We start from the raw sequence: 16,241 nt of genomic DNA on the forward strand, positions 1-16,241 counted from the left end.
GGCATGCGTAGGCAGGTAGTCGTTACCGGCGGCGGCCGAGGCATTGGCGCCAGTATTTCCACGGCGTTGGTGCAGGCCGGGTTTGTCGTATTGATTGTCGGGCACCGTGGCATCAGCGCGGGCGTTGCCTTGTGCGAAGAGCTGGACGCCCGATACGGCGCAGGCAGCGCACGCTGGGTTGGCTGCGACCTGGGCGATGCCTTGGCCGTGGAGGGCCTGTGCCGCTCGCTGGAGGCAGAAGACATTTATGGTCTGGTGCATTGCGCGGGCGTCAGCCAGGACAGCCTGGCCGCCGTTGCGGACCTGGATACCGCGCGGCACATGATGCAAGTCAATTTCTGGGCATTTGTGCAGTTGTACCAGGCCCTGGTGCGGCCCATGTCCATGCGCCGCGCAGGCAGAATCCTGTGCATCGGCTCGGTCGCAGCCGACTTCGGTATGAAGGGAAATGCGTTGTACGCCAGCAGCAAGGCAGCGCTGCGGGGTTTTGTACGTTCGAGCATGACCGAAGTCGCCTCACGCGCTATTACGATCAATTGTATCGAGCCGGGTTTTATCGAGACGGCACTGCTGGATCGCTACGCCGAACAGCGTTCGGCCATCGACCGGCGGATCCCAGCGGGTCGCTATGGTTCGCCGGAAGAAGTGGCGGGGCTGGCGGCGTTTTTGTTTTCAGAGGCCGGCAGCTACATCAACGGGCAACATCTCACCGTCGATGGTGGCCTGTCACGCAGCATGGCCGGCTAGCCAACCTGTAATGAGGAGGTTTGATGCGGGCGCTTCAACTGGTTGATAAACAGCGCCTGGCGCTGCGCGAGCTGGTGTTGCCTGCCAGGCCCGCGCCGGGTCACGCACGGGTGCGCATGGCGTTCATGACGCTTAATCACCTGGATCTTTTCGGTTACCGCGGGATGGCCTTCGCACGACGGACATTGCCTGTCACGGTGGGTGCCGAAGGCGCAGGCTTTGTGCAGGACGTGGGGCCAGGTAGTGACCCCGAACTGATCGGGCAGGCCATGGCGATCTACCCCAGTGTATTTTGTGGGTGCTGCCCGGCCTGTCTAGCCGGCCGGGAGAACCTGTGCGCCGACTCGCCCGGCGTAATGGGGTTTCATTGCGACGGGGTTGCCGCCGAGTACGTCGATGTCCCGCTGCGTATGCTGGTGCCGATACCTGCTGGCGTGCCCATGGAAATGGCGGCCTGCGCGCCGGTGACCTTCGCCACGGTGCACCATATGTTGATCGACAACGCACGCCTGATGAGCGGCGAAACCCTGCTGGTGCACGCGGGAGGCAGCGGGATCGGCTCAATCGCCATTCGCCTGGCCCGTCACCTGGGCGTCACGGTATTCGCAACGGTTGGTCGTGCCGACAAGGTTGAGCGTGCCCGGGCATTGGGCGCCGAATATGTGATTGATTACCGTGAGGAACGATTCCTGCGGGTGATTCGCGAGCAGACGGCACGCCGCGGGGTCGACGTGGTGTTCGAGCATGTGGGGGCCGATACCTGGGAGCAGAGTCTCCTGAGCCTGGCGCGTGGTGGCCGCCTGGTGATCTGCGGCTCGACCACAGGCGTGGAGGCGCCCACTAACCTGATGCACCTGTTCAATCAGCAAATTCACATTCATGGCTCTTTCGGTGCGCCCCTGAGTGGGCTGCGCGATGCATTGGCGTTGATCCAGCAGGGCGTGTTGCCCGTGATCGACTGCGTGATGCCGGTGGCCGGTTTCGAAAGTGGCTTGCAGCGCCTGCGCGAGCGGGATGTGTTCGGCAAGATCGTATTGCAATTCTAATCCGCGCCGGCGCCTGCACGCGCCGGCGTTTTTGTCGCTTGTAGGAGGAGGTGAAGATGGAAATCAACGTGGCGCAGCAAACGGTCAGTGAGTCGATCCGTGAGTTGAAGTTGCCGGGATGGGAGACGGCGTCGATCGAGACTGAAACGCACTTGCAGGGTGAACTGGGCATCGATTCCCTGCACAAGCTGATATTGCTCACGCGCTTGCAGGAACGCTCGAATTTCCAGTTTGCACAACTGAACAACGAGGCCTACAAGTTTGACACCGTAGGCGATCTGGTCAATCTCCTGGTAGCGCATGGCTAGGTGCCCTGCGCTACCTTGATTCAGGGTGCTGTCGGGGATAATGATTGAAGGGTATCGGCGACGCTGTGTTCCAGCGGCCGATAGCTCAATTGAAAGGCGCGCCTGGCGCGCTGGTCATCGAATACCCGGCGCACGCCAAGGTTCTGTCGCAGATAGCGACGCGACAGGCGTGAGTTCAGCATCGCGCTGAGGTACATCAACCAGTCGGGTGCTCGTCTTTGGGGTGCCTTGCTGTCGGGAAAGCGCTGCTTGATCATTGTGGCCAGTTCCAGCATCGAAGCCTCATGGCCCGGCACGATAAAGCGCCCCTCAATGACGTCATCCAGCGCCGCGCGCACATGCAGTTCGGCCAGGTCGCGCACATCCACGAAATGAAAGTTCAGGTCCGGGCAGACTGGTGTCTTGCCCGTGTGCAGGTCATGGAGGATGGCAATGCTGGTGGCAGCATGCCGGGGGTCGAGCACCGGCCCGATGATCACCGATGGGTTGATGCACACCACGCGAGGCTCGCAGGGCCAGGGCTGGAAGGCGTCCGTCACCAGTCGCTCGGCGGCTGTCTTGGAATACCAGTATGGGTCGCTGGCTTCCAGGGAGGCATGGTTCCAGTCGGCCTCGCTGAAGGCGTGCCCGGCTGGCATGTCTGGCGACAGAATGGCCGCCATCGACGAGGTGTACACGAAGGTGCGCACGCTGGCGGCCTGGCGTATGCCGTCGATTACGTTTTGCGTGCCGTTGACATTCATTTCCAGGGTTTGCTGCCAAAGCCGCGAGCCAGGCCGGGCGTTGTTAGTGACGCTGGCGGCGCAGTGAATAACGGTGTCGCACTCACTGAACAGGGCATTGCACGCGCCTGGCTGCGCCAGGTCGACTACGTGTAGGCGCAGTTGCGCGTGGCGGGCTGCCAGGCCTTGCAAATGCGCAGTGGGGCGGCGCAACAGGGCGTCGACGGTGCAGCCGTGGTGCAGCAGCTTTTCCACAATATGGCTGCCCAGAAAGCCTGAGGCGCCGGTGATACAGATGTGTCGGGGCATCGGTAGCGATCCTTGGGTGTTCACACGGTTGCTGGGTATAGCCCAGACCGCGATCACTGACTACTACAAGGTCTTATAGGTTTCCCGCCGATTTCGATCCGCTAAGTTAGTCGCTGCACCCCCTGAGCAACCACCGGTTGAGCCGGCTAAAGGATAGATAAATGACCCAGGCCGAAGTCTTCGATTTGATCGTCAAGCATGCCCGCGAAACCCTCCCTGAGCTTCAACAACCCATCGCCCGGAACGACCGCCTGGTGGACCTGGGCGCCAATTCGATGGACCGCGCCGACATCGTCGCCATGACTTTGAGCGCCCTTGGGTTGCGCATGCCAATGGTGCAGACGCAGGCCGCTCGCAATATCGGCGAATTGGCCGAGTTGCTTCATGGCAAGCTCTGACACGCAAGGGCTGTTGATCAGCGGGCTGGGCGTGGCTTCGTCCATCGGCACCGGTCAGCATGACTTTATCCAGGCCTTGCTGGCTGGCAATCATGCTTTTTCGATGATGCGCCGCCCGGGTCGTCAGTTGGAAAGCACATTCATCGGTGCTGAAATCGATGTGGACGAGCAAGCCGGCGCCAACCTGGAATCCGGTTCGCGGGGCATGTCGTTCTCTGCGCGCATTGCCCTGGCGACCTTGGCAGAAGCGTGGGCGGATGCGCAGCTGGATCAGTGTGACCCGACGCGTATCGGCCTGGTGGTCGGTGGCTCTAACTTCCAGCAGCGCGCCATCGAGCAGGCCCATGCGCCTTGCGCGCTGACCCCGTACTTCATCAAGCCCAGCTACGCGACGCAGTTTCTCGATACCGACCTGTGTGGAGTTTGCACCGAGCGCTTCCCCATTCGGGGGTTCGCTTACACTCTGGGGGCTGCGTCGGCCAGTGGGCAGATGGCGATTATCAATGCGGCCCAGGCTGTGCGAGCCGGGGATGTGGACGTGTGCATTGCCTTGGCGCCGGTGATGGATCTGTCGTATTGGGAGTGCCATGGCTTTCGCTCCCTGGGGGCGATGGGCTCGGACCGTTTTGCCGAGAGTCCGGCCCTGGCGTGCCGCCCTTTTGACCGTGATCGCGATGGGTTCATCTACGGTGAATCCAGTGCAGTCGTGGTGATTGAAAGCGAGGCCAGCGTGCGCCGCCGTGGCGTTTCGCCGTATGCGCGGATTGCCGGCTGGTCAGTGGCGATGGACGGCAATCGCAACCCCAACCCTTCGTTTGACGGGGAGTCCTGTGTGATCCGCCAGGCCCTGGACAAGTCGGGCTGGCGGGCGCGCCAGGTGGACTATATCAACCCGCACGGCAGTGGCTCGGTACTGGGTGATGAAACCGAACTGCGTGCCTTGGCTCATTGCGGCTTGCGCGAGGCGTCGATCAACGCGACCAAGTCCCTCATCGGTCATGGCCTGGCTTCTGCCGGGCTGGTGGAGACCATAGCCACGGTACTGCAAATGAAGGCCGGGCAACTGCACCCCAACCGCAACCTGGATCACCCCCTGGATACCGGGTTCGCATGGGTCTGCGACCGCGCTGAACAGCACGCCCTGCGCTGTGCACTCAACCTCAGCTATGGCTTCGGCGGCATCAATACAGCGTTGTGTCTGGAAAACTCAGGAAGGCTGCAATGACGAGGCAAGTGGGTATCGAGGCAATGAACGTATTTGGCGGCGCGGCGAGCCTGGATGTGACCATGCTTGCGCGACACCGCAAGCTGGACTCCCAGCGTTTCGGCAACCTGCTGATGCACGAAAAGAGCGTGGCGTTGCACAGCGAGGACCCGGTGACGTTTGCCGTGAATGCCGCCAAGCCACTGATCGATGCCTTGAGCCCGCAAGAGCGCGATCAGATTGAGTTGTTGATTACCTGTACCGAGTCGGGAATCGATTTCGGCAAGTCCGTCAGTACTTATGTGCATGACTACTTGGGGTTGAAAAAAAACTGCCGGGTTTTCGAACTCAAGCAGGCCTGCTACTCGGGCACTGCCGGTTTTCATAGCGCGGTGCAGTTCGTGTTGTCCCAGACCTCGCCCAATGCCAAGGCACTGGTGGTCGCAGTGGACCTGTGTCGCTTCCTGATGATTGGTGAAGGCGGCGCCGCAGCGCAGGACTGGGCTTTTTCGGAACCCAGTGGCGGTGCGGGCGCAGTGGCCATGTTGATCAGTGACAAGCCGCATGTATTCAGCCTCGACATCGGCGCCAGTGGTTATTACAGCTTCGAGGTGATGGACACCTGTCGGCCGGAGCCCGACAGCGAAGCCGGGGACGCCGATCTATCGTTGATGTCGTACCTGGATTGCTGTGAGCAAACCTTCAATGAATATCGCCTTCGGGTCGACGACGTGGACTATGCGCGCACGTTCGACTACCTGGCGTTTCACACGCCTTTTGGTGGCATGGTCAAAGGCGCGCACCGCTTGATGATGCGCAAGTTCGCGCCAGCCGACCCGCCAGCCATCGAAGCTGATTTCGCCCAGCGTGTGGCGCCCGGGCTGGCGTACTGCCAACGCGTGGGCAATATCATGGGGGCCACGATGTTTCTGTCCCTGGCCGGCATCATCAGCACCGCGCGGTTCGATGAGCCTCGGCGTATTGGATGCTTTTCCTATGGCTCGGGTTGCTGCTCGGAGTTTTTCAGCGGTACGGTCACGCCCCAGAGTCGTGATCATCTGTCTGCCCAGGCCATCGCACAACAACTCGATAGTCGCTATAGCCTGAGCCTGGCTGAGTACGAGTCAATCCTGCTGGGCAATGACGCCGTGCGGTTTGGTACCCGCGACCACACCGTCGCCTGTCCAGTCACCGACAGCGTAATCGCGGCGGGAGGGTTGTCGGGCAAGTTACTGTTAAGCGCGATCAACGGTTACCACCGCGAATACAGTTTCCAGCCATGAACTTCCAGGCCACCGAGTTTCGCACTGAAGGCAGCCTGGCATTCCTGCGTTTTGCGCGTCCTGAGTCGAACAATACGATCAACCGCCAAATGGTCGACGAATGCCTATGGGTATTGGAACACTGCCAGGCGCATTCGACCGTGCTGGTGCTTGAAGGCGGGCCCGAGGTTTTTTGTTTCGGCGCAGATTTCCAAGGCATGCATGACGACGCCGTGCGCGGCGCCAGCGAACGCCATCAACCAGAGCGGCTCTATGAAATCTGGCAGCGCATGGTTACCGGTTCGTTCATCACGGTGAGTCATGTACGGGGCAAGGCCAACGCCGGGGGCATGGGCTTCGTGGCTGCGAGTGACATCGTTCTCAGCCATACCGATGCCCAGTTCAGCCTCTCGGAACTCATCTTTGACGTAATGCCGGCGTGTGTGTTGCCGTTTCTGATTCGTCGCGTGGGCTTCCAGCGCGCGCATTACCTGACGCTGTCGACCCAGCCGGTCAGTGCGGCACAGGCCAGCCAGTGGGGGCTGGCGGACGACGTGGCAAGCGATAGCGATGCGTTGCTGCGCCGCCACCTGTTGCGCTTGCGGCGCCTGTCCAAGCATGGCGTCGAGCAATACAAGGGCTATATGAACAGGCTGTCCACGTTACCGTTCGACGCCCGACAGATGGCCATCGAGCAAAATCACCAGGTATTCAGCAACCCGCGCACCCGCGAAAACATCCACCGCTATGTCAGCCACGGCCTGTTCCCATGGGAGCCTGATTGATGTGCCTGACGGGCGCGCCCATGGCTGGCGAATCGTTGCAAAGAGGAGTGCCGATGGACAGTGTCATCGATTTTCAGGCGCGTGACGACGGGGTAGTGGTGCTCACGCTCCAGGACCGTGAGCATAAGAATACCTTCACGCCGGCGTTGATCGACGGATTGATACAGGCCTATGCGCGAATCAACGCCAGCGACGCCTACAAGGCAGTGGTGATCACGGGCTACGACAGTTTTTTTTGCAGTGGCGGCACCCGCGAAGGGCTGCTTGCCTTGAACCAGACGCGTGGCGATTTTACCGATGCCAATGTCTACAGCCTTGCATTTGAATGCAAGATCCCGGTGATCGCCGCGATGCAGGGGCATGCTATCGGCGGCGGCCTGGTAATGGGCTTGTTCTGCGACATCGTGGTGTTGTCCCGCGAGAGCCTGTATACCGCCAACTTCATGAAGTACGGCTTTACCCCCGGCATGGGCGCGACCTATATCCTGCCCTCCCGGCTCGGTAGCCTCGGCCAGGAAATGCTCCTGGCGGCGCAGAGCTACAGTGGTGCGCTACTTGAAGCACGCGGCGCGCCGTTTGCAGTGTTACCGCGTGCCCAGGTGCTGGCCCACGCCCTGGAGTTGGCGATGGAGTTGGCCGACAAGCCCCGGTTGTCGCTGGTCACGCTCAAGCACCATCTAAATCGCAAGCTGCGCGAAGACCTCCCCGCGGTCATTGAGCGTGAGCTGGCGATGCACGCGTTGACAATGCATCAGCCGGAAGTCGGCAAGCGAATCTCAACCTTGTTTGGCCGGTGAGAGAGACCCTTATGACCCTGAAGACCATCCTCGACGAACTGCGCGAGGGCCGGCTGAGCATCGAGCAGGCCAAGGCACGCCTGCGTATGCTGCCGGCACCCCAGCCGACGGCGCAAACCCCTGATCCCGTGGCGGTGGAAGCTGGCGATATTGCCATCATCAGCATGGCGGGACGCTTTCCTGGTGCGGCGTCGGTGGAGCAGTTCTGGGACAATTTGCGTGCTGGCGTAGACAGCATTACGCAAGTGCCGGCGACCCGCTGGGATACCGACACGTATTTCAGTGCACAAAAGGGTGAGCCGGGCAGGGCGTATTGCCGATGGGGCGGGTTCATCGAGGATGTGGACCGTTTCGATTCACTGTTTTTCGGCATTTCTCCGCGCGAAGCCCAGTTGATGGACCCTCAGGAGCGCCTGCTTTTGCAGGAGGTCTGGACCTTGTTCGAACGCATCGGCTACACCCGCGATTACCTGGCTGAGTCCTGCGACGGCGAGGTCGGGGTGTTTACCGGTTCGATGTATCAGCAGTACCACGCGTTCGACGCCGATGTGCCGCGCAAGGCCACGGTAGCCTTGTCATCGACCGCAAGCATGGCCAACCGGATTTCGCATTTTTTCAACCTCAAGGGTCCCAGCCTGGCGCTCGACACCATGTGTTCCTCGGCGGCAACGGCGCTGCATCTGGCCTGCGAAAGCCTGCGCAGCGGCAGTTGCCGGTTGGCGGTGGTGGGGGCGACGAATCTGTCTATCCACCCGTTCAAATATATTGCGTTGTGCCAGGGGCAACTGCTCGCCAGTCATCCGGGGGTTCGAGCCTACGGGCAGGCAGACGGGTTCCTGCCCGGTGAAACCGTGGCTGCGGTGCTGCTCAAGCCGCTCAAACAGGCGATTGAAGAAGGTGACACGGTCACTGCGGTGATCAAGTCCACCGCTATCAGCCACAAAGGCTATACACCCGGCTACAGCGTGCCGAGTGCTGCTGCGTTCGAGACCCTGCTGTCGCGGCATTTCCAGCGCTCGGGCATCGACCCCCGGAGTGTCGATTACGTCGAGACCTCGGCCTCAGGTGCAACCCTGGGCGATGTCGCTGAGTTCCAGGCGTTGCGAAGCGTCTATGGGCCGCGCAATACGCACTTGCCACACTGCCGTCTGGGTTCGGTGAAGTCGAACATTGGCCATGCAGAAGCCGCGATTGGCCTGGCGCAGGTGATCAAGGTGGCGTTGCAACTGCGTGACCGGGTGCTGGTGCCGTCGATTCTGACCGAACCGCTTAATCCACAAACCCGCGCTGATGAGGCGCCGCTGCGGGCCCAGCGCAGCCTGGAGCATTGGCACCATCCCAGCGATGCACCTGGCGGCATGCCCTGGCCGACACCGCGCCGTGCCGCTGTGCATACATTCGCCGCTGGCGGTGCGAATGCCCACCTGCTGTTGCAGGCGTACGACGCTGCACCCGCCGCCGTTGAGCCGGTCTCAACGCCAGGCCCGTGGCTATTGGTTTTTTCCGCAGCGACTAACGAGCGCCTGCAGGCTGTGCTTGGCAGTGCTCGGCGAGCATTGGCTGCCACCCCTTCGCTCACCCTGGATGACTTGGCGTTTACCCTCAGTCAGGGTCGTGAAGCCATGAACTGCCGGGTGGCATGGGTGCAGCGCCAACCTGGCACCTTGCTCGACACTCTGGATGCGGCGCTGGCCTGTGTTCACCGGCAACAGGGCAGTGTGGACGGCGTGGTGATTCACTATGGTGACCTTGAGGAGGTCGAGGTGCCGGATACCGCGCCCCTTGAGCGCCAGACGTTGAGCCTGGAAGAGCAGGCCCGGGCCTGGGTTGTTGGACAGATCAGCCTGCAACAGGTGTCTCGCCAGGCCAGCCTGCGTGCTGGCCGCCGCATCGTCGAGCTGCCGACTTATCCGTTTGCCAAGGTTCACTGTTGGCTGCCGACCGTTGACACATCCGCCACGCCTGCGCCTGCGATAGCCATCGCGCTGGAGGCGAACGCCGAGGATGTGCATGAGGTGGTGCGTGCGCAAATCGCCGCACTGACGCAAATCGATCCGCACACGTTGCAATTGGGCAAGCCGTTGCTTGATTACGGTTTGAATTCAGTGACCATGCTGGTGCTGGCGGCTTGCCTTTGCCAGGCATTGGAGGGGCTGGATGAGAGTCGTGACGGCCCGCAGTTAGTGCTGTGTAGGACAGCCGGCGCGCTGATCGAACAGCTTGAGCAAATGCTCGCTCCCATGCCGCCTCCGGTCAGCGAGCCGATGCCGTCGACCGCTACCCCGATCGTGCCGAGTGTGCCTGCGGCGAGTAACTACGTTGCGCCGGAACAATTGCAGGTGTACCACCGCAACGGCTACGCCTTCGATTTTGCCCACCAACCCGCCGCGCTGCCGGAGCGGGCATGGGCCGGCAAACGCGGTGTGGTGCTGGGGGCCGGGCCGGCTGGCCTGGTGGCAGCCCTGACCCTGGCGGCCAATGGTTTCGAGCAGGTGTATGTGGTCGAAAAGCGTACCGCGATCAACCGTATGCAAATGGTCACGCTTTACCCTCACACCTTGCCCTACCTGAAAAGCATCGGGGTGCTGGATGCCGTGGCACGGCGCGCCGCACGGATTGTGCGACACGATTTCTACCTCAATAGCGCCGGGCAGCGCACCCGGTATTTCTCCCGCGAGTTGCCGGCCGGCATTCTCGACAGTATCGATGCAAGCATGGCGTATGGAGACGAGACAGTCGCCGAGCTGTTCGTGGGTGAGTCGGTGATGGCCATTTCCCTGGCCGACTTGCAGGCGGTGTTGATGGAGCAGGCTTGCGCGCGGGGCGTGCGTTTTATCGCCGACCATCAGGCGACGGTGGTCGCCGACGACAGCAGGCCCGCTACCTGGCAAGTGTTGCTGAGTGCAACGGCAGGTGCGCCGTCATTCCCCCTCGATGCCGATCTGGTTGTGGTCGCTGACGGTGCGCGCAGTGCCGTGGCCCAGGCCGCGGGCATCGAGTGCACGCTGCTGCAGACCCCTCAGGGCAGTGAGAGCTGGTATGTGTTTCACTGCGCCAGTGAGGTTGCGACGTCACGCTTGAGCTATGAGTTCGCCTTCGATTCGCGCGGGCGTCTCGATCACTGCGCTTTTGGCCTGGCCTACCCTGTGCGCAAAGAGTTTGGCGTGGCGTTCTACAGCAGCACACCGACGCCACCGGCGCTCGAGCTGCTTTTGGACAAAGCTGACTTCTTCGCCAAAAGCTGGGGCGTCGAGCACCAGGGGATCAACTGGTTGACGCAACGTATTGCGGTGCATCACAGCAGGGCCGAACGGGTAGTTGATGGCAACCTGTTGTTGGTAGGAGATGCAGCCGGCACCGGCTCGCCCAACGCCGGCCTGGGTTCGGGCCTGGCGATTTCGGCCTATGGCTGGGCCCTGAACGAGTATTGCCGGCGGGCTGCGACGGATCGGGAGGCCGCGGCGGATTTCTATCAGGCCGCCGCCAGCCGCTATCCGTTGGCATGGCAAAGCCGTTCGCTGCACATCTGGGACGAGATCAACAATCTGGCAGCAGGCGTGGCGGGGCAGCGACAAACCGGTACATGAGGCACCTTGGGGCAAGCAGGCACAGTGAAGAGAGGGACACACAGCATGCAACTGATCACGCACGATGGCTTGAGCCTGGAGGTGCTACACACGCAGGCGCCGGGTGGCACCGTGGTGTTCGTCAATGCCCTGGGCATCGGCAACGCCGTGACGCAGGGCGTGGCCCAGGCGCTGCAGGCGGCCGGTATTGGCTTTGTCACCTGGGAACGGCGCGGATTGCCGGGGGCGTATGATGATAGGTTTCGCGAATATGCGCTGGACGATCAGGTGCGCGACCTGGAACACCTGATGGCCATGCTCGCTCCTGGCCCGGTGGTACTGGCCGCCTGGTGCACCGGCATTCATACCGCGTTGGCTTATGCGCGCAGATGGCCCGCACGCTTGGAGGCGCTGCTGTTGTTCAACAGCCCGAATTTCTTCAATAGCCGCTACAGCGCAGTGGCTGGCGATGCCATTGGCAAGGTCAGTCGCATATTGGTCGAAGATGAGTCCAAGCTCGATTTCATGTACCACACCATCTTCGCCAATAACACGGAACAGACAGCCACCCGCCTCACAGGGCTGGCCGATGCGCGCATCCGCGGCTTGGTGGAGGCTCCCTTCAAAAGCGGCCCCCAGGCATTGCTGCGCTATATGTACCTGATCCAAAGCGCCGCTGAGCCTGAAGTGGATCGCCAGTGGTGTGCCCCGATCAGCGTGCCAGTCCTGGTGATAGGGGGGCGGAAAGACACCATGGTGTCGTTCCAGGACTCACTGAGCCTGGGAGAGATTCTGCCCAATGCGCAGGTGCGCATCATGGACGATTGGGGGCACTACACGCTTTTCTCTGATACACAAGAGAGTGTATCCAAGGTTATGCTGGGGTTTCTGCAAACGCTGGAAGCGTTTGACTGTCGTACCGTGCCACCTGCTTTTCTCACCCCTTTTTGTGCGCCGTCAGTTGTATCGGCCGCCAGTCGACAGGGTGAGGCAGACGTGGATTGACGGGCGATGGCGGCGGCAGACCGCCAGGTAAGGTAAAGCCCCGAGGGGGTGCTTTTTTTGTTTTTACTGACAGGTGTGACTGATGAGTACGGAAGGAAGTGGGCCGGTTAGATTTCCGGCAATGGAAGATGCGGTACTCGAGCGGTGGGAAAAAGAAAAGACGTTCGAGCAATCCATCAGCGCCCGTGAGGGTAAGCCGGTGTACGTATTTTATGACGGCCCGCCGTTTGCTACCGGCCTGCCGCACTACGGCCATATTCTGACTTCCTATATCAAAGACGTCATACCGCGTTACCAGACGATGCTCGGCAAACAGGTCCCACGCCGCTGGGGCTGGGATTGCCACGGCTTGCCGGTGGAGTTCGAAGTCGAGAAGGCCATGGGCTTCAAGTCCAAGCGCGATATTCTCGAGTTTGGCGTGGAGCAGTTCAACGACGAGTGCAGAGAACTGGTGCTCAAGTACGCCGATGACTGGCGTGGCTTTGTCAACCGGATGGGCCGTTGGGTCGATTTCGATGGCGCCTACAAGACCATGGATAACGACTACATGGAGTCGGTGCTGTGGGGCTTTAAAACCTTGCATGACAAGGGGCATGTCTACGAGGGCGGCAAGATCGTGCCTTACTGCGTGCGTTGCCAGACGGTGTTGTCGAATTTCGAGGCGCGCCTGGACGACGCCTTCCGCCCGCGCCGCGATATGTCCGCCTATGTCAAGTTCAGGCAACAAGACCGCCCGGACACTTTCTTCCTGGCATGGACCACCACACCCTGGACGTTGCCTGCCAACGTCGCACTGGCCGTGGCCGCCGATGAAAACTATGTGTGCATCGAGCACGGCGAAGAGCGCCTATGGCTGGCCGAAGGTTGCCTGGGCGGCTTGTTCGATGAGCCGGTGATCCTGGAACGCTGTACCGGCGCAGAGCTGGCTGGGCTGCGTTATCTGCCGGTGGTCGGCGAGGTGATCGATGCCTCGGCCCATCGCGTGGTCACCGCCGACTTCGTACAGATGGGCGATGGCTCTGGCATTGTCCACATTGCCCCTGCGTTCGGTGAGGACGACGCCTTGCTCGGGCAGCAATACGAGTTGCCTGCACCTAACCCTGTTCGCGACGACGGTACCTTTTCCGATGCGGTGGCGCAGTATGCCGGGCAGAATATTTTCGAGGCCACGCCGCGCATCCTTGCAGATCTGAAGAGCAGTGGCTTGCTGTTCAAGCAAGAACAGATCGAACACAACTATCCACACTGCTGGCGTTGCGATAACCCTCTGATCTATCGCGCGGTAGAGTCCTGGTTCATCCGCGCGTCGGCGCTGCGCGAGCAGTTGGTGGAAAACAACAGCCAGGTCAACTGGGTGCCCGAGCATGTGAAGGAAGGGCGCTTCGGGGACTGGATCCGTAATGCCCGCGATTGGGCGGTGTCACGCAACCGTTTCTGGGGTGCGCCCATCCCGGTATGGCGCTGTGACCAGTGCGGCACCGTCGAGGTGATGGGCAGCATCGCGCAGATCGAAGCGCGTTCCGGGCGCAAGGTCGAAGACCTGCATGTGCCTCATATCGACGAGCATCGTTTCGCCTGCCAGTGCTGCGAGGGCACCATGAGTCGGGTGACCGGTGTCTTCGATTGCTGGTTCGAATCGGGCGCAATGCCGTTCGCCAGTCGGCACTACCCGTTCGAAAACAAGCAGGAGTTCGAACAGACTTTCCCTGCCGACTTCATCGTCGAGTACCTTGCGCAGACCCGCGGTTGGTTCTACACGATGATGGTCATCTCCACCGGCTGTTTCGAGCAGAACCCCTTCAAAAACGCCATGTGCCACGGGGTGATTCTGGCCAAGGACGGTCGCAAGATGTCCAAGCGCCTGAAGAACTACCCCAACCCGATGGATCTCATGCAGACCCACGGTTCGGACGCCTTGCGCGTGGCCTTGCTGGCATCGCCGGTCTGCAAGGGAGAGGACATCAAGTTCAGTGAAGAGTCGGTGCGCGACGTGGTGCGCCGCTACCATCTGCTGTTCTGGAATTGCCTGCAGTTCTATAAAACGTTCACCGAAATCGACCAGTTCAGTCCTTCCGGCGACCTTGGCCAGCCCCTGGACAATGTCCTGGACCACTACTTGTTGCATGAGTTGGCGGCGCTGGAATCGGATATCAAGATGTGGATGGAGTCTCTGGATTTTTCCAAGATCTATTCGCGTATCGAAGTGTTCATCAACGTCTTGAGTACCTGGTACCTGCGCTTGAACAAGGCACGCATCTGGCGCGATGGCCTGGATGACGACAAGCGCCAGTGCTATGAAGTGCTGCACTACGCGTTATCTAATTTTGCTCGTCTGCTGGCGCCCTTCATGCCGTTTCTGGCTGAGGCGGTCTACACCGAACTGGGGTATGCCGACTCTGTGCACCTGCAAGACTGGCCGAGCATCGATCGCCAGTACCTGTCGTACGAGCTGGCCGATGAGATGAGCAGCCTGCGTAACTTGATCGCCAGCGTGCGCAATGTGCGCGAAACCAATGGGGTTTCGCAGAAGTTTCCGTTGCGCAGCATTCGCGTCGCGGGTATCGAACAGGCCGTACTGGAGCGCTATGCACAGTTCCTCGAGGAGGAACTCAACGTCAAGCAGGTCCAGTGGGCCGCCGATGCCGACGAGTGGGCGCAGCCCGTGGTGGTATTGATCTTCTCCTTGCTCGGCAAGCGACTGGGCCCGGCGATGAAGGCGGTCACCACAGCGGTAAAGGCCGGAGAGTATGTAATCGATGAACAGGGGGTGCTGGTTGCCGCAGGGCAGACGATCCAGCCCCACGAGTTCGAGCGTCGCCTGACCGTGCGTGACACGCTCAATAACGTCGGGATTGTCGAGAACATGGTGGTCTGGCTGGACTTGGACATCGATGCCTCGCTCAAGCGCGAAGGCGCCGTACGTGAGCTCAACCGCAGGCTGCAAGACCTGCGCAAGAAAGCCAAGCTGGGCTACACCGAAAAAGTCGACATCGCCGTGCTCGGCGGTGCCTATGTCGATGAGATCCTGGTGCACCACGAGGACTGGCTCAAGAGCCAGTTACTGGTCCAGAGCTTGTTGCGCAGCGATCTTGAGGCGCCGCTGGCAGTGGACGAAGTCGAGCTGCCCGAGGGCGACCCTGTGCGTATTCAACTGCGCCGTAGCGTACTGGCCTGAGGCAATGCCGACCTGGTGCCGCGCTGTCGAGCGGCACCAGGTGGTGCCGCTGGAGTCACGATGGATCGTGAGTGGCCGTTACCACCGGGCGATATCCAGTTGTGGGTCTGTCGTGATGAGTTGATCGTCGCGGCTGACCTGTTGGCCGAATATGCCGCGGTGCTCAGTGACAGTGAGCGCCAGCGGATGGCGCAATTTCATTTTGCCCGACATCGCCATCAGTACCTGGTTACCCGGGCGCTTGTGCGTCATGTGTTGTCGATGTATCGCCCCGGTATTCCCCCGCAGCACTGGTGCTTTGCCTACAACGATCACGGCAAGCCGTGTATCGATCCGGTGTTGGACCCCTCGCAGTCCCTGCACTTCAATGTTTCCCATACCGATGGCTTGATCGTCATGGCTGTGTCGCGACAGGCAATCGGCATCGATGTTGAAGACCTGCAGCGCCAGGGCGACGGCGTTTCGGTGGCCGATACGTTCTTTGCGGCCGCCGAGCGCCACGACCTGCAGCAGTGTGGCGCAGCGCACCGTGCGCAGCGATTTTTCGAGATATGGACACTCAAGGAAGCCTACATAAAGGCCCGCGGCGAAGGTCTTGCTGTACCGCTCGACAGCTTTGCCTTCCGGCTGGGGCCAAGCTGCGGACATTCCCTTCAATTCAACCCACCGACAACCGACGCCCGGCATTGGCAATTCTGGTCAACACTGCTGCTGGCGCGCTACTGCCTGGCTGTGGCTGCCTGTCATGAATCGCCTCGGGCCAGGTTTTGCCTGCGCGTGCAGGAAGTCATTCCCCGCGTGCGTACCCTCGACCTGGCCTGCCTGTGTCGGCGCCAAGCGGCCCCCCACACGGTGACGCCGCCATGGAGGCTGCCGGGCATCTGCGCCACACCCGAGATCGACCTCGGCTAATTTAC

The 16,241-nt window shown here is 61.1% G+C and carries 13 protein-coding genes; 12 read left to right on the forward strand and 1 reads right to left on the reverse strand.

Translation table 11 applies throughout. From position 1 onward, the window contains the following. Positions 1-3 precede the first annotated feature (3 nt). The 3 genes from LJX92_RS09290 to LJX92_RS09300 are packed head-to-tail and all read left to right on the forward strand — an operon-like array spanning position 4 to position 2,101. Positions 4-747: an SDR family NAD(P)-dependent oxidoreductase gene (locus tag LJX92_RS09290; protein ID WP_032877026.1), complete on the forward strand. Its 744-nt coding sequence runs from the start codon at positions 4-6 to the stop codon at positions 745-747. A 23-nt stretch (positions 748-770) separates the two neighbouring features. Beyond that, entirely contained in the window at positions 771-1,793 is a 1,023-nt protein-coding gene (locus tag LJX92_RS09295; RefSeq protein ID WP_032877025.1) for a zinc-binding dehydrogenase, read from the forward strand. A 56-nt stretch (positions 1,794-1,849) separates the two neighbouring features. After that, entirely contained in the window at positions 1,850-2,101 is a 252-nt protein-coding gene (locus tag LJX92_RS09300; RefSeq protein ID WP_032877023.1) for an acyl carrier protein, read from the forward strand. A gap of 20 nt (positions 2,102-2,121) precedes the next feature. Here LJX92_RS09300 and LJX92_RS09305 read toward each other — a convergent pair whose 3' ends face one another. Further along, complete coding sequence (locus LJX92_RS09305) at positions 2,122-3,132, reverse strand: NAD-dependent epimerase/dehydratase family protein (protein WP_032877022.1); 1,011 nt, start codon at positions 3,130-3,132, stop codon at positions 2,122-2,124. A gap of 161 nt (positions 3,133-3,293) precedes the next feature. Between LJX92_RS09305 and LJX92_RS09310 the strand changes: the two genes are divergently transcribed. From LJX92_RS09310 to LJX92_RS09350, 9 genes are all read left to right on the forward strand, one after another. Beyond that, positions 3,294-3,530 (forward strand): acyl carrier protein, encoded by a 237-nt coding sequence (locus LJX92_RS09310; RefSeq protein ID WP_032877021.1) that lies wholly within the window; start codon positions 3,294-3,296, stop codon positions 3,528-3,530. Next, positions 3,517-4,755 (forward strand): beta-ketoacyl synthase N-terminal-like domain-containing protein, encoded by a 1,239-nt coding sequence (locus LJX92_RS09315; protein ID WP_103735468.1) that lies wholly within the window; start codon positions 3,517-3,519, stop codon positions 4,753-4,755. Before LJX92_RS09310 ends, LJX92_RS09315 begins: the two co-directional genes overlap by 14 nt. Then, positions 4,752-6,017: a hydroxymethylglutaryl-CoA synthase family protein gene (locus LJX92_RS09320; protein WP_032877019.1), complete on the forward strand. Its 1,266-nt coding sequence runs from the start codon at positions 4,752-4,754 to the stop codon at positions 6,015-6,017. The genes LJX92_RS09315 and LJX92_RS09320 overlap by 4 nt, the downstream gene beginning before the upstream one ends. Next, on the forward strand, positions 6,014-6,781 hold the full coding sequence (locus tag LJX92_RS09325; protein ID WP_032877018.1) for an enoyl-CoA hydratase/isomerase: 768 nt from the start codon (positions 6,014-6,016) through the stop codon (positions 6,779-6,781). The genes LJX92_RS09320 and LJX92_RS09325 overlap by 4 nt, the downstream gene beginning before the upstream one ends. Positions 6,782-6,834: 53 nt before the next feature. Beyond that, a complete protein-coding gene (locus tag LJX92_RS09330; RefSeq protein WP_228309639.1) occupies positions 6,835-7,578 on the forward strand; it encodes a polyketide synthase in 744 nt (247 codons plus the stop codon). Positions 7,579-7,589: 11 nt separating this feature from the next. Continuing rightward, on the forward strand, positions 7,590-11,165 hold the full coding sequence (locus tag LJX92_RS09335) for a beta-ketoacyl synthase N-terminal-like domain-containing protein (RefSeq protein WP_148852244.1): 3,576 nt from the start codon (positions 7,590-7,592) through the stop codon (positions 11,163-11,165). A 45-nt stretch (positions 11,166-11,210) separates the two neighbouring features. Beyond that, entirely contained in the window at positions 11,211-12,149 is a 939-nt protein-coding gene (locus LJX92_RS09340; protein WP_032877016.1) for an alpha/beta fold hydrolase, read from the forward strand. A gap of 82 nt (positions 12,150-12,231) precedes the next feature. Then, on the forward strand, positions 12,232-15,324 hold the full coding sequence (ileS, locus tag LJX92_RS09345) for an isoleucine--tRNA ligase (protein WP_032877014.1): 3,093 nt from the start codon (positions 12,232-12,234) through the stop codon (positions 15,322-15,324). A 60-nt stretch (positions 15,325-15,384) separates the two neighbouring features. Then, a complete protein-coding gene (locus tag LJX92_RS09350) occupies positions 15,385-16,236 on the forward strand; it encodes a 4'-phosphopantetheinyl transferase family protein (RefSeq protein ID WP_078820780.1) in 852 nt (283 codons plus the stop codon). Positions 16,237-16,241: the final 5 nt, after the last annotated feature.

Origin of the sequence: Pseudomonas sp. HN8-3 (assembly GCF_020790195.1) — a bacterium.
Taxonomy (GTDB): Bacteria; Pseudomonadota; Gammaproteobacteria; order Pseudomonadales; family Pseudomonadaceae; genus Aquipseudomonas; species Aquipseudomonas synxantha_A.